The sequence below is a fragment of the Bacillus sp. Brlt_9 genome (genome assembly GCF_051948935.1).
GTDB lineage: Bacteria > Bacillota > Bacilli > Bacillales > Bacillaceae_G > Bacillus_A.
On the sequence record NZ_JAYJLO010000014.1, the window covers coordinates 35,456 to 49,036 of the forward strand.

Genomic DNA, 13,581 nt, shown 5'->3' on the forward strand with positions numbered 1-13,581 from the left:
TTAACACTGGAAAGAACTATATGTCAATAATAAAAATTGAGTATTAATTTTTTAAAATAATATATTAAAAAAGCGGATTTCCTCTTATTGAGAATCCGCTTTTAATACATTTTTTCAATAAAATAATTGCTGTAGATAGAAAAACTTCAATTCAGCTTGCCTTTTATTTTTTAATTTGTGCCCACTTGAAGTTTAATTGCCCTGCAAAGTCTACTTGCACAATTCCTTTCACATAAGAACGTTCTAGATACGATTCGCCTTTTTGGTAAAGAGGAGCGATAACAGAGTCTTTAAATAATATTTTCTCGGATGTTAGTAATGCTTCCCAGCGAGCTTTTTCATCACCAGCTAAAGTTGTTTTCACTTTCGCTATTGTTTCATCGAACTCCTTATTAGAGTAATGATCTAAGTTGTAAGGGTTATTTGTTGTAAATAGTTCAAGGAATGTAATTGGATCCGCAAAGTCAGGGCTCCAGCCGTCAATTCCAATTTCGTAGTCACCTTTTAATAAAAGTGAAACTTGTTGTTTACGTGGTTGTGGCTTTATTTTTACTGTTAAGCCGTCTAAATTCTTTTCTAGTTGTCCTTTTAAGAATTCACCAGTTTTCTTCTCAAGGTCACCGTCACTTGTTAATAGTTCTAACGTTATTTTTTCAGATCCAAGTTCTTGTTTCGCCTTTTTCCATAATTCTTGTGCAGATTTTGTATCAACCTTTGTTAAATCACCGTTTGCAGTACGGAAGTCTGTTCCGTCAGGTCCTTTTGCGAAGTTTTTCGGCACGAGACTAGAGGTTGGTGTAGAGCCGTCATTTAATAACGTATTTACAAAGGATTTTCGATCGATTGTTTGATCGATTGCTTGGCGGGCAGAAACGTTTTGAAGTACTTTGTTTTGTTGATTCATACGTAGAAACTGTACCCCTACGTTCGGCCGTTCTTTAAAGTTGGTATCTTTTTTATATTTATCAACGAAGTCAGATGTTAGTTTGATACGGTCTAATTGTTTTGACTCGAATAAATTTACTTCTGTAGATTTTTCTTTTACGACGTTAAAATTGATTTCTTCCAGTTTGACAGTATCTTTATCCCAATAGGTAGGATTTTTCTTGAATTTAAAGCTTTGCTCGTGCTTCCAATCGCTTAGTGTAAAAGCTCCGTTGTACAAGATTGTATTGTCTTCTAAAGCGTACTTATCACCTTGTGCTTTAAAGAATTCCTCGTTAATTGGTAGAAATGTTGGAAATGCTGTTAAGCTAATAAAGTACGGAACAGGGCGTTCTAATTCTACCTCAAACGTATGGTCATCAATTGCTTTTACACCAAGTTGATCGGCTGGAAGTTCTTTGTTGTTAATTTTTGATGCATTTTTAATATCAAAGAATAGAAATGCATATTCAGAGGCTGTTGCTGGATCAACAGCTCTTTGCCAAGCGAAGACAAAGTCTTTCGCTGTAACAGGAGTGCCGTTTGACCATTTTGAATCTCGCAGGTGGAATGTGTATTTCGTCTTATCACCACTTACTTCATGAGATTTTGCAACACCAGGGACAGGTTTATTACCTTCACCAAGATTATACAAACCTTCAAATACGTTTCTCATTACTTGACCAGAATCAGTATCTGTAGCACGAGCTGTATCCATTGTTCGTATTTCAGTAGGTGAAGATAAGTTTAAAACCTGCTTACTAGGCGCCTCGTCTTTTGCATTTGCTCCGCTTGCTTCGTTTTTATAACTACCGCAACCAGTTAATAAAATACTTACTCCTACAACTGATGCAATACCGGGTACAAACTTCTTTTTCATTTGATTTTCCTCCTAAATAATTAAGTTTGGATGATGATGAGGGAAATGAAAAATAAAAAATCCCTCTTTTCATATTGAGAAAGAGGGATTTTTACGTACAAGTTATGCACCCGTATATAAACGAAGTCCCTCATTCTATCTTTCAAGCATAAAGCTTGCAGGAAGTGGCACAGTATTCAAAATGAACCTGTTGCCGAGGTTTCAAAGGGCCAGTCCCTCCACCTCTCTTGATACAATGAGTAAACGAATAAACTTTATTAATTTTTGTGTTTCTTTGATAATTCAAAATCTTACACCTTGGATAATGAAGTGTCAACCAAATGAAACATAGTTTAAATTTTCAGTTTTTTTAACAAAAAAAACCACTGCATATGGCAGTGGTTCTTCTATTAGAAGTTAAAGTTATCTGGATCTGGACCAACGCGACGATCTTCATTTAGAGCTTGAATTGCTTTCATGTCATCCGCACTTAATTCAAAATCGAATATATTTGCATTTTCAATAATGCGATGTTCTTTAATAGATTTAGGGATTGTTACAACTTCGTTTTGTAGATCCCAGCGTAAAATAATTTGTGCAGTTGATTTATTATATTTTGTTGCAATGTCTTGTAATGTTTGGTTGTCTAGCAGTTGGCCTTGCATTAATGGTGACCAAGCTTCAAGCTGGATGTTATGTTCTTTACAGAAAGCGTGTAGCTCTTCTTGTGCTAAACGTGGGTGGTATTCCACTTGGTTGACCATTGGCTTAATTTCAGCCATTTCAAATACGTCTTGTAAGTGGTGAATGTGGAAATTACTCACACCGATAGCACGAACACGGCCGTCTTTATAAAGCTTTTCTAACGCTTTCCATGATTCAGTATATTTCCCTTTTACAGGCCAATGTACTAAATATAAGTCTAAATATTCTAGACCTAGTTTTTCTAGTGTAGTTTCAAATGCTTGAAGTGTTGTTTCATACCCTTGATCGCTATTCCATACTTTTGATGTAATAAATAATTCTTCACGTGAAACACCTGATTCACGGATTGCTTGTCCAACGCCTTCTTCGTTTTGATAAATTGCTGCAGTATCAATGCTGCGGTAGCCATTTTTAATTGCTGCTTTTACAGATTCAACTACTTCTGAACCATCTTCTACTTTAAAAACACCTAAACCGAACCAAGGCATTTTTACACCGTTATGTAATGTTGTATAGTCTTTTAAACTTGTTAAATTCATATTATTTCCCCCTAGCTTTTTTGTTTGTTGCTTCTACTGCTTTTTGAATTCCCTCTGAAAAATTATATTCATATAAAGCTTTGAGACCCTCAGCCGTGGAACCACCTGGTGTTGTTACTTGTTTTCGGAGGTTAGCTGGATCTTGCGTTTGTTCAAGCATAGAAGCAGAGCCAGAAATCATTTGAATGACAAGGTGTTTGGCAGTTGCTTCATCGATTCCATAATTTTTTGTTGCTTCAATTAAGCTTTCAGCAAAGTAATAAAGGAAAGCTGGTGCACTTCCAGTAACGGCAGTAAGCTGATGAACTTCTTCCTCAGTGCAAAGTTGCGAAGTACCAATGCCTTTTAAAAGCAGTTGCAGGGTTTCTTGATGCATCTCATTTACTGATTGTCCCATTGTATATAAGGAGATAGACTTTCCAATTTCAGCAGCTGTATTTGGCATAATCCAAGCAACAGGCGTTCCCCCGGGAAGTCTTTCTTCTAAATAAGATGGTCCAATGCCAGCAGCTACCGTTACGACAAGTTGATTCGATAGTAACGGAGATAATTCTGCTAATAATTCTTCATGTGCAGAAGGTGGCATTGCTAAAACAATCGTACCAACAGATGTAACATGCTGCTTCCAATCTGTTGTAGTAGACACATCATATCGCCCTTGTAATTGCTTTAGCTTTTCTACGTTGCTTCGGTTAGAAACGATAATTTCTTCGATGTATTCTTTGCTTGTTTTAAGTAATCCGGAAAATATAGCTTCTGCCATACGACCAGCACCAATAAATAAAATTCGATGTTTAGTTAGCATATCCTTTATTCCTTTCTAGTGAAGATATGTTATAAAAAACGATACCATTTTTAAGAGAATTTTGTAAAAAGAAAAGGCTTATCGTGAGAAGGATGAAAATGGAGGGAGGAGGGTTAATACAAATAAGGTTATAAAAATTATTATACTTAAAAAACAGTTGTAATAAAAAATCCCTGAAGCATAACTGCTTCAGGGATTAATAGATTATAAGTTTATGCTTTTGTCATACCTAACAATACAGCGCCACCGATAATTAAAACACTACCTAGTGCAATAAAGATTAATTGACGTTTTGTTTTCTTTTCACCTAAGAAGACAATGGCACCGAATGTTGAGATAACGATTCCAGTTTGAGATAATGGGAAGCTTGTTGCTACTCCGACACGTGGTAATGAAAGAAGTAAGAATAAGTTTCCAGTTCCCCATAGTAAACCAGATAAAGCATTACGGATTGCATATTTGTTAAATGGCTTATGTTTAGATGTCAGTACAACCGCACCAACAAACATACCAACTGCTTGTGGTAAAATAGCAGACCAACCATCGATATTATACCAACGAATAATAATTACATATACAAGGTAACCGAAAGTAGAAACAATTAAAGTAAGAAGCCCTTTTTTCAATTGTCCTGGCGGTTGTGCATTTTCTTTGTCATCTAGTGATGTGAATACAACACCAACTACGATTAATAGGATTGCAATCGTTCCCAGAACAATCGTTGTAGTAGTAGTCCACTCACGGAAAGCGATAACTCCAAAGATAGAAGTTGCAACAAGTTGCATACCAGTAGAAATTGTTACAGTAGTTGAAACACCTAGTTTTTCAACTGTTTTTAATTGGTTTACTTGTCCTAAAGCCCAGAATAAACCTGAAATAAAACCAACAATCAAGACTGTCATTGTTAAAGCGGGTTGAGTAAATACATACATAATTGTTGCGAAGAATAGAGCACCGATTGTCATACCTACCGTTTGGCTATATGCACCACCGCCCATTTTTACGCTTACTAATAAGATGTTTCCCCATGCAATTGCAGGAAGAAGCGCTAATAAAATGTCCATTACAAGACTCCCTTCGATTTCCTATACCAATATAATTACATATCGTTCTAACGATCGGTAATGCCCCACTAATAGAGTAGAAGATTACCGATCGCTAAAACAGGATGAAGAATTTACGATATAAATGCGTTTTCATTTCTTCATTTTTTGAAACACCTCCATATAATAACAGGAAATTGCCTATTTTAGAAAGTGAATTCAAATAAAATGTATATTTAAATAAGAGGTAAAATTCAGTTATTTCCCGAGGGTATATTTTATTTCCTAAGAAATAAATAAGCAGCTTCGAAAAAAGCTGCTTTAAGAGTTGGTAATTTTTTTATTGATAAGCTGGATACATAGCAGAAATAGGAGTGACATACTGATGGTGATAACTACAAGTGTCCAAGCGAGTTGCATATTACTTGCATCAATCGCCATATAAATTGCAGTTGGGATCGTCTGTGTTTTACCAGGAATGTTCCCAGCGAACATGAGTGTAGCACCAAACTCACCGAGCGCACGAACGAAGCTCAAAATCATTCCGCTTAGTAAGGCAGGAAATGCAAGTGGAAGTGTGACGTGTAGAAAAACTTGATACTCACTTGCACCAAGGTCACGAGCACTTTCTTCAATTTGTACATTCGCGATAGAAAATCCTGTTTTTGCTGATTGGTACATAAGCGGAAATGCAACAACTGTAGAAGCAATGATCGCAGCAGTAGATGTGAACATAATAGACTGCTGAAACAAGGATTCTATCCACATTCCAATGGGACTATTATTTCCAAAAATGATAATGAGGAAAAAGCCAATTACAGTTGGCGGAAGTACCATTGGTAATAAGAAAATTGTTTCTAATATAACTTTATATCGCCATGAGGAGCGTGCTAGCGCTCGTCCGATAATCGTCCCTAAAATGGTAACGATAATGGTGGCGCATGCAGCTACTCGTAAAGATAGAAAGATTGGTGACAAAATTGCATCAAAGCTCATGGCAATTATGATAGGACTGTAAATCCATATTTCTTGAAGATAGATTGTGCATCTTTTGACTGCAAATATTCATAAAATGAAGTCGCCTCTTTCTTGTGCTTAGATTCCTTTATAACACCTAAAGGATAGTGAATTGGTTCATGAGAAGTCGCAGCTGCTGTCTCGCCAATCTTTACTTTGTTTGAAATAAGAGCATCTGTTTTGTATACAATACCAGCATCGACATTACCTGTTTCTACATATGTTAACACTTGGCGAACATCTTTTGTAAATACGATTTTATTTTGAACATCATTCCAAAGGTTTTCATGTGTTAGAGAAGCCTTTGCGTATTTTCCGGCAGGTACAGATTCAGGTGTACCAAGTGCAATTTTTTTGATTTCCTCATCTTTTAAATCTTGAAATTTTGTAAGAGAGCTATCCTTAGGGATGACTAGAACTAGTTCATTTCCGAGAAGATTTTTCCCTTCTTTTTCATTAATGAATCCTTTTTTAACAAGAGTTTGGAATTTATCTTCGGCTGCTGAGAAGAATAAATCAGCAGGTGCACCTTGTTCAATTTGTTGTTGAAGTGCACCAGAAGCGCCGAAGTTAAAAGAAAGTTTAATATTAGGTTCTTTTTCTTTATATTTTGTTTCAATTTCCTTTAGCGCATCTTGTAAGCTTGCAGCAGCTGATATAGTAAGTTCAACTGCTTTTTCTTCTTTAGCGGTTAATTTCTCTTTCTTATCTCCGCTTGTACATGCAACACTAAATATAAGAAGAAAAGAAAGTATAAGTGCCCCGATGGATCGTAATGTAAACTTATTCATAAAAAAATCCCCTTTCGTTTTGACATAATCAATTATAACTAATTATAAATAAATATAACTAGTTATAATTGAATATAATTTGAACATGTAGATGTTTTTAAAAAATAGGAGAAATATTCTTTTCTTTGTTACAATGAAGGGAGAAAGTGAGGAATCGTCTATGGATCATCATTCCTACACAACGGAAGAGGTAGCAAAGCGATTAAAAGTATCAAAACTAACTGTATACGACTTAATTAAAAAAGGAGAACTTCCTTCTTATAGAGTTGGTAGACAGATGCGCATTGATGCAGCAGATTTAGAACAATATATTAAGCAAATGAAAACAGGAAAGGTACAAGTTGCCCCTGTAAAGAATGACGGCAATAGTATCTCGAATACATGCATTATTAGCGGACAAGAACTAACGTTAGATATGTTGGCAAAGCGTATAGAAAATGGTCTGCCAAGTTCTAATATATTACGGGCATATCAAGGTAGTTTAACGAGTTTAGTAAAAATGTATCAAGGCGAAGGAAGCATCGTTAGCTTGCATTTATTTGATGGCGAAACTGGTACATATAATGTTCCTTACGTAAAACGTATTTTAGTTGGACAACCATGTATTATGATTAATTTATTAGCAAGGAACGTTGGGTTTTATGTGCAAAAGGGGAATCCAAAAAATATAAAAACATGGGCTGATTTATCTCAATCATCTATAAGATTTGTAAATCGAGAAAAAGGCTCTGGCATTAGGGTGCTGGTGGATGAGCAATTGCGCATTCAAAAGTTAAATAAAGAACGTATTAGTGGATATGAATGGGAAGAATCGAATCATCTTGGTGTTGCCACGCAAGTGGCGAATGGAAAAGCTGACGTGGGAGTAGGATCAGAAAAGTTTTCACAGATTGTAAATGTAGACTTTATTCCAATCATGAAAGAACAGTATGATTTAGTGATTTTGAAGAATAAAGAAAATGAAGAGCTGATTGAAGTCGTGAAAGCTATTCTGCAATCGGAAGAATTTCATAATGAATTAAAAGCGATTGGTGGATACGATATGACGAACACAGGTCAGATTATATATGAAATAAAGTGAAACTTTAATCAGTGGTTTTTTTTTCATCCCCCACTGATTATTAGTTGAACCAATCGGACTTTTATGGGCAGCCCGACCCCCACGTAACTTCTTTGCTTTCGCTCAATTTTGAGGTGGGGGTCTTACTGCCCATTAAAGCGGGACAAACTAAAAAGCTGCTTGTCAATAAGACAAGCAGCTTTTTCTATATATAAAGGGGTTTGGGGAAACAAAGTGTTAAATAAGACCTTGAGCAAGTGTGTAAATGAAAGCTGTAAGAAGAGTAGCTCCACTTGCAAGTCCGATAAAGTCTGATTTGTTAAAGGTAATGTTGTTCATTGTAATCTCTCCTTATTTGTTTAATGTAGTAGCAACAGCTTTTGCATCGACAAGTGCGGATAGCACCATGCCCATTGTATTTAAAAATTTGTTTGATTTCATTTTGTTCATCATGCGTATCCGCTCCTTTTCGAATTGTTGTTGCCCTGCTTTATGTCTTAATTATAGGAAATATGATCGCCTGCAACTATCGAATTAGCTTACGGAAGGCTTACACTTTTGTAAGAAAAAAAGACATTCGTGTAAGAATGTCTTTTAAAGCATATTGATATGATGATGTTCTTCAATTGTTTTTAAAAAGCTACGCATTGAATTCGTCATATAGCTATCTTTACGGCGTATGAAAACCGTTGAAATACTACCATATTTTTCAGGGATTGCATGACAATGCACCTTACCAGCTTTAGAAAGATGGTGGACAGCAGACTGTGGTACGAGCGTAATTCCAAGGCCAAGTGCGACACTATTTAATATTGTCTCTAATATATTAAATTCCATAATTCTTTTTGGTAGCAAACCTTCATCTTTCAGCCATCTTTCTAGTTTGGAACGGTATCCACATCCTTGGTTAAAAACGAGTAGGGGCTTGGTTGTAAATTCTTCAATATGAAAAGCTTTATTTTGTGTTATAAGCATTAATTTTTCGGTACTAACATCGTATTGTTCGATTAGTGGATGTTTTATTGGCCCTGATATAAAAGCGCCATCTAGTTGATGATCGAGTACTTCTCTAATCAATTCTTCTGTTAGACCTGCTTGTAATGATAAGTCGACATTCGGATAGCGTTTATAGTAAGAAGATAAAATGGTAGGTAATGTACTTACTGTTTCGACTGTACCAATTTTTAATATACCGGAGGGTGTTTCACTATCTAAAAATACTTGTTTTAGCTCATCGACATCTTGCAAAATTTTATGAACATAAACGAGCATTTTTCTTCCTTCGGCTGTTAAAGTCATACCTCGTTTATGACGATAAAAGAGCGGTGTTTTTAGTTCGTTTTCTAGTTGTTTAATACGTGCGGTGACATTTGATTGTACGTAGTTTAATTCCTTTGCTGCGCCGCTTACACTGCCTTGGTCGGCAACGCTTTGGAAGATTTGTAAGTCTCTTAATTCCATTTTATACTCCTCCTTGATGTTAACTATCATTATAAGTGATAGTTAACATCATTTTGAATCATTTTACGTGATATATTTTTTCTTTTACAATTCTCTTTGTGCAAATAGAAGGAAGTGGGGGATTGTGGTGAGAAAAAGTCAAATAATAATAGGGGCTTTCGCATGTTTAATTGCAAGTATGTCATGGGGAGCAATGTTTCCAGTTGCTGATCATGCGTTAGAATACATAGATCCATTTTATTTTTCGCTTATTCGCTATGGAGCGGTGGCGATCGTACTGATTGTATTGTTGTTAATGAAAGAAGGAAAACAGGCATTTCGCTTAGAGGGAAGAGGAAAGTTACTCGTCTTTTTCGGAACGATGGCGTTTACTGTATATAATGTACTTATATTTTTAGGTCAAATGTTGATGGGGAAATCAGGCGTCATGGTAGCCTCTATTATGGAAGCACTGATGCCGATGATTTCTATTTGTATTCTATGGGGATATAAGAGTGTAAAACCGAAAAAATATATGATAACGAGTATGATTATTGCTTTTATAGGAGCTGTATTTGTTATTACAAAGGGCGATATGAGCTTCTTTTTAACGTTGAAAGATAACATGTTTTCACTAGCATGTATATTTGTAGGAGTTGTAGGTTGGGTTATTTATACGATGGGTGGTCAAACGTGTAGCGATTGGTCGACATTACGTTATTCTACGTTGACTTGTGTATTCGGTACGACTGTTACAGGAATTATAACTGTAATCATTACATCGCTTGGATATGTATCGGTTCCGAGTATGGGAACGATTTCTATCGTGAAATATGATTTATTGTTTATGATGACATTACCGGGAATTGTAGCATTACTCGCTTGGAATTACGGTGTGAAGATTTTATCATCTATTAATGGGATTTTGTTTATTAACTTTGTGCCTATTACGACTTTAATGATTATGATGATGCAAGGATATCAAATAACAATGTTTGATATTATAGGAACTTTATTTGTTATCGCAGCACTTATTCGTAATAACGTTTGTCAGAGAAAAGAAGAAAATATAAATAAGAAGATTTTACAAGAAGAGCAATTACGTCAAGCTGTTTAATAGGCAATTGGAGGATTTCATATGTTAGAAAGTTTATTGTTTTTCTTTGCCGTAGGAGTTGCTTGTGAGCTTGCAGCAATTAATCGGAATGGTCGTAAGAAGATAAAACAACAAGCTGAAATGATACAGCTTTTAAAAGAGTTGAAAGAAAGAAACATTTAAAAAGACGACCGGGCATAGACGGTCGTCTTTTTCTATATAAAGGGGAAAGGGGACACAAAGTTATACAAGCGTAGCAGCGTAAATAAAAGCAGTAAGAAGAATCGAGCCGCTAGCTAATTCTAAAAAATCTAATTTGTTAAAAGTGATATTGTTCATCATGCATTCTCCTTACTTGTTTAATGTAGAAGCAACAGCTTTTGCATCGATAAGAGCAGATAATACCATGCCCATTGTATTAAAAAAATTGTTTGATTTCATTTTGTTCATCATATTGATCCGCTCCTTTTCGAATAATTGTTGCCCTGTTTCTGACTTAATTGTATAAAATATCGTAAGAAGTAACTATCGAATTAGCTTACAAGACAATTACACTTTTGTAAGAATTGAAATGTAACAATTAATACTTAAAATTATTACCAACTCCTAAAACTTAGTGTTATAATTGTTGTAAGAAAATGATTATAATTCGGATGTTCAGAAAGGAACGAAATAAATGTATAAACCAATTACATTTTTGTTGAAATATATATTTAAAACAGCTGGGAAAGTAGAAGTGCAAGGAAGAGAAAAGTTACCAGAAGGTGGCCCGTATGTTGTTGCTTGCACGCATACAAGTTTTATGGATGTATTAATGTTAGCTACAGGGATGTATCCGACTCAAATTCATTACATGGCTAAAAAAGAATTATTTGAAGGGAAGTTCAAAAATTGGTTCTTTAAAAATGTGAATGCATTCCCTGTAGATCGTGCGAATCCAGGACCGAGTACACTTAAAATTCCATCACGCCTATTAAAAGAAGGTAAAGTAGTAGGGATTTTCCCGAGTGGAACGCGATCAACAGAAGACGTTTCATTAAAAGCTGGGGCTGTTACGATTGCGCTACGCTCTAATGTCCCGTTAGTACCGGCAGCTTATATTGGTCCATCAAGTGTAAAAGAATTAATAAAAGGGAAAAGGGCACAATTGATTTTTGGAGACCCAATTCAAATTGATGCTGAAGAACAAATAGATCGAAAAACAGCTATGAAAATGATGACAGATCAATTAAATGAGAAGTTTGAGGAGCTAAAGGAAACTTTGCAATCAAATCAAAAGTAAAAAAAGACGACCGGGCATAGACGGTCGTCTTTTCTATTACTATTTATAATAAAGGGGAAAGGGGACACGAAATTTATACAAGCGTAGCGGCGTAAATAAAAGCAGTAAGAAGAACTGATCCGCTAGCTAGTCCTAAAAAATCTAATTTGTTAAAAGTGATATTGTTCATAATGAATTCTCCTTACTTGTTTAATGTAGAAGCAACAGCTTTAGCATCGATTAGAGCAGAAAATACCATGCCCATTGTATTTAAAAAATTGTTTGATTTTACTTTGTTCATCATATGAATCCGCTCCTTTTCGAATAATTGTTGCCCTGTTTCTGACTTAATTGTATGAAATATTGCGGGGAGTAACTATCGAATTAGCTTACAGAAAAATTACACTTTTGTAAGAAAAACGAATGAAGGTGTAATGATGAGAGGATTTGACATATGTTCATGGGATTGATTAATTTAAGAGTAGAGGTGAGTGTATGGCTAATATTAAAGATATTGCAAAGATGGCGGGAGTTTCAGTTACGACTGTTTCGAGAGTATTGAACGATCATCCGTATGTAAGTGAAGAAAAAAGGAAAGCGGTTATAGAGATAGTTGAGAAGTTGAATTACTCACAAAACGCAAATGCCGTTCATTTATCAAAAGGGAAAACGAATATCGTTGGTGTAATTTTACCGTATATTAATCATCCATGTTTTGATGCGATGGTGGGCGGGATGATGGAGGTAGCGTTAGCTCATAATTACAGGGTGCTACTTTGCCAAACGAATTATAATAAAAAAGAAGAAATGAAAAGTTTACATATGTTAAAAACAAAACAGTTGGATGGCCTAATTATTTGTTCTCGTGCAAATGATTGGGAAACGATAGAGCCGTATGTTTCTTATGGGACAATTGTTGCTTGTGAAGATAATGATATTTCGAATATCTCAAGTGTATATACGAATCATTCAGCAGCTTTTCAATTAGGAATGGATTATTTGATTGAGAAAGGTTATAAAAAAATTGGCTATTGCACGGGAAGGAAATTAGGACCGAGTAGTCAAAAGCGTTTTGATGTGTATAAACAGCAATTGCGATCTATAGATGAAGAAGTGAATGAAGAATGGATTTTCACAGAGTGCTTTACATTAGAAGATGGTGTGAAAGTAGCTCATAAATTAAAGGGGATGCAGCATCTTCCTGAAGCATTAATCGTAGCGGGCGATGAAGTTGCGATTGGAGCTATGACAGAAGCTGAAAAATTAGGTATTCAAGTTCCTGAGGATTTAGCGATTATTGGCTTTGATAATCAACCTATTTCGCAAGTGTTACAACTTACAACTATTGATCAAAATTTAAAGGAAATAGGTAAAAAGGCCTTTGAAATGTTTTACAGGCAAATAAGTGATGAAAGTGCTAAACGAGAAAAGGTGGAAATTCCATATGAACTTGTGGAACGCTCTACCGTTTAGTTTTAATCCGTTATGTGTAAATTGCATAACGGATTATTTTTTTTTGAAATAACTTTGACAGGAAACGCGTTTCATACTTTATAAAGGAGTTACACCGGTCTGTAATAATCCATGGATTCTTTTCAAGAATAGTATTTGGAGGGATATGCATGAATGAACTTTTATGGAGTATGAAAAAGTATATAGAGGATGATGAAAAGGTTTTGGCTTTTGTAGTAGGGATATTTGAGAAGGATAATTTTACGTTATCATATCAACATGGAATTTTTGTTGCCACTACTAGACGGCTCCTATTTTACGGAAAATTTCCCTATTATCCTGCAACATTTAAAGATTATTCATATTTGCATATAGATAGCATAGATTTTTGTTCGTATTTCGAATTTACTTGTAATCATGAAACCATTCGAGCTAAGTATATTCAGAAGGGGGATGTGGAGCGATTTGTCCGTATAGTTAGAGCGAATGTGAATAATTAATCACCCCTCTGTTTAAACATAATATCTTGTTCTTTGTGAGGGGAAAAGCGTAATAAAAACAACTTCTAAACCTCTAGGAGATAGTGATA

General features: G+C 35.3%; 16 protein-coding genes and 1 riboswitch. Of the genes, 6 read left to right on the forward strand and 10 right to left on the reverse strand.

Annotated features, from left to right (window positions below):
* Positions 1–163: 163 nt before the first annotated feature.
* From VF726_RS28980 to modA, 6 genes are all read right to left on the reverse strand, one after another.
* Positions 164–1,804 carry a peptide ABC transporter substrate-binding protein gene (locus tag VF726_RS28980; RefSeq protein ID WP_440173692.1) on the reverse strand — a complete coding sequence of 547 codons (1,641 nt, stop codon included), beginning with the start codon at positions 1,802–1,804 and terminating at the stop codon, positions 164–166.
* Positions 1,805–1,936: 132 nt separating this feature from the next.
* Positions 1,937–2,041: riboswitch (SAM riboswitch) on the reverse strand.
* 152 nt (positions 2,042–2,193) lie between these two features.
* Positions 2,194–3,027, reverse strand: coding sequence for an aldo/keto reductase (locus VF726_RS28985; protein WP_440173695.1), 834 nt, complete (start codon positions 3,025–3,027; stop codon positions 2,194–2,196).
* Position 3,028: 1 nt separating this feature from the next.
* Positions 3,029–3,832 carry a pyrroline-5-carboxylate reductase gene (gene proC, locus VF726_RS28990; protein ID WP_440173697.1) on the reverse strand — a complete coding sequence of 268 codons (804 nt, stop codon included), beginning with the start codon at positions 3,830–3,832 and terminating at the stop codon, positions 3,029–3,031.
* 212 nt (positions 3,833–4,044) lie between these two features.
* Positions 4,045–4,896: a GRP family sugar transporter gene (locus tag VF726_RS28995; RefSeq protein ID WP_000353549.1), complete on the reverse strand. Its 852-nt coding sequence runs from the start codon at positions 4,894–4,896 to the stop codon at positions 4,045–4,047.
* 300 nt (positions 4,897–5,196) lie between these two features.
* A complete protein-coding gene (gene modB / locus VF726_RS29000; protein WP_440173700.1) occupies positions 5,197–5,871 on the reverse strand; it encodes a molybdate ABC transporter permease subunit in 675 nt (224 codons plus the stop codon).
* Positions 5,872–5,876: 5 nt separating this feature from the next.
* On the reverse strand, positions 5,877–6,683 hold the full coding sequence (gene modA, locus VF726_RS29005; protein ID WP_440173703.1) for a molybdate ABC transporter substrate-binding protein: 807 nt from the start codon (positions 6,681–6,683) through the stop codon (positions 5,877–5,879).
* 133 nt (positions 6,684–6,816) lie between these two features.
* Between modA and VF726_RS29010 the strand changes: the two genes are divergently transcribed.
* Complete coding sequence (locus VF726_RS29010; RefSeq protein ID WP_440173736.1) at positions 6,817–7,764, forward strand: substrate-binding domain-containing protein; 948 nt, start codon at positions 6,817–6,819, stop codon at positions 7,762–7,764.
* A gap of 216 nt (positions 7,765–7,980) precedes the next feature.
* On the opposite strand, the gene VF726_RS29015 is transcribed toward VF726_RS29010, so the two are convergent.
* The gene (locus VF726_RS29015) at positions 7,981–8,082 is read right to left on the reverse strand and encodes a DUF3948 family protein (protein ID WP_001060017.1); all 102 of its coding nucleotides are present in this window, start codon (positions 8,080–8,082) and stop codon (positions 7,981–7,983) included.
* Positions 8,083–8,337: 255 nt separating this feature from the next.
* Positions 8,338–9,204: a LysR family transcriptional regulator gene (locus VF726_RS29020; RefSeq protein ID WP_440173705.1), complete on the reverse strand. Its 867-nt coding sequence runs from the start codon at positions 9,202–9,204 to the stop codon at positions 8,338–8,340.
* Positions 9,205–9,331: 127 nt separating this feature from the next.
* Between VF726_RS29020 and VF726_RS29025 the strand changes: the two genes are divergently transcribed.
* On the forward strand, positions 9,332–10,300 hold the full coding sequence (locus tag VF726_RS29025; protein WP_440173708.1) for a DMT family transporter: 969 nt from the start codon (positions 9,332–9,334) through the stop codon (positions 10,298–10,300).
* Positions 10,301–10,321: 21 nt separating this feature from the next.
* Positions 10,322–10,462 carry a YrzO family protein gene (locus VF726_RS29030; RefSeq protein WP_000894069.1) on the forward strand — a complete coding sequence of 47 codons (141 nt, stop codon included), beginning with the start codon at positions 10,322–10,324 and terminating at the stop codon, positions 10,460–10,462.
* Between the two features lie 60 nt (positions 10,463–10,522).
* Here the strand turns inward: VF726_RS29030 and VF726_RS29035 are convergent, their stop codons facing one another.
* A complete protein-coding gene (locus VF726_RS29035; RefSeq protein ID WP_156576831.1) occupies positions 10,523–10,618 on the reverse strand; it encodes a DUF3948 family protein in 96 nt (31 codons plus the stop codon).
* A gap of 337 nt (positions 10,619–10,955) precedes the next feature.
* Here VF726_RS29035 and VF726_RS29040 point away from each other — a divergent pair, with 337 nt between their 5' ends.
* A complete protein-coding gene (locus VF726_RS29040; RefSeq protein WP_440173711.1) occupies positions 10,956–11,561 on the forward strand; it encodes a lysophospholipid acyltransferase family protein in 606 nt (201 codons plus the stop codon).
* A 73-nt stretch (positions 11,562–11,634) separates the two neighbouring features.
* Here the strand turns inward: VF726_RS29040 and VF726_RS29045 are convergent, their stop codons facing one another.
* Positions 11,635–11,730, reverse strand: a complete 96-nt coding sequence (locus VF726_RS29045; protein ID WP_001060010.1) for a DUF3948 family protein — start codon at positions 11,728–11,730, stop codon at positions 11,635–11,637.
* A 305-nt stretch (positions 11,731–12,035) separates the two neighbouring features.
* On the opposite strand from VF726_RS29045, the gene VF726_RS29050 reads away from it, so the two are divergent.
* Positions 12,036–13,013, forward strand: coding sequence for a LacI family DNA-binding transcriptional regulator (locus VF726_RS29050; RefSeq protein ID WP_440173714.1), 978 nt, complete (start codon positions 12,036–12,038; stop codon positions 13,011–13,013).
* 149 nt (positions 13,014–13,162) lie between these two features.
* Positions 13,163–13,492, forward strand: a complete 330-nt coding sequence (locus VF726_RS29055) for a PH domain-containing protein (protein ID WP_440173716.1) — start codon at positions 13,163–13,165, stop codon at positions 13,490–13,492.
* Positions 13,493–13,581: the final 89 nt, after the last annotated feature.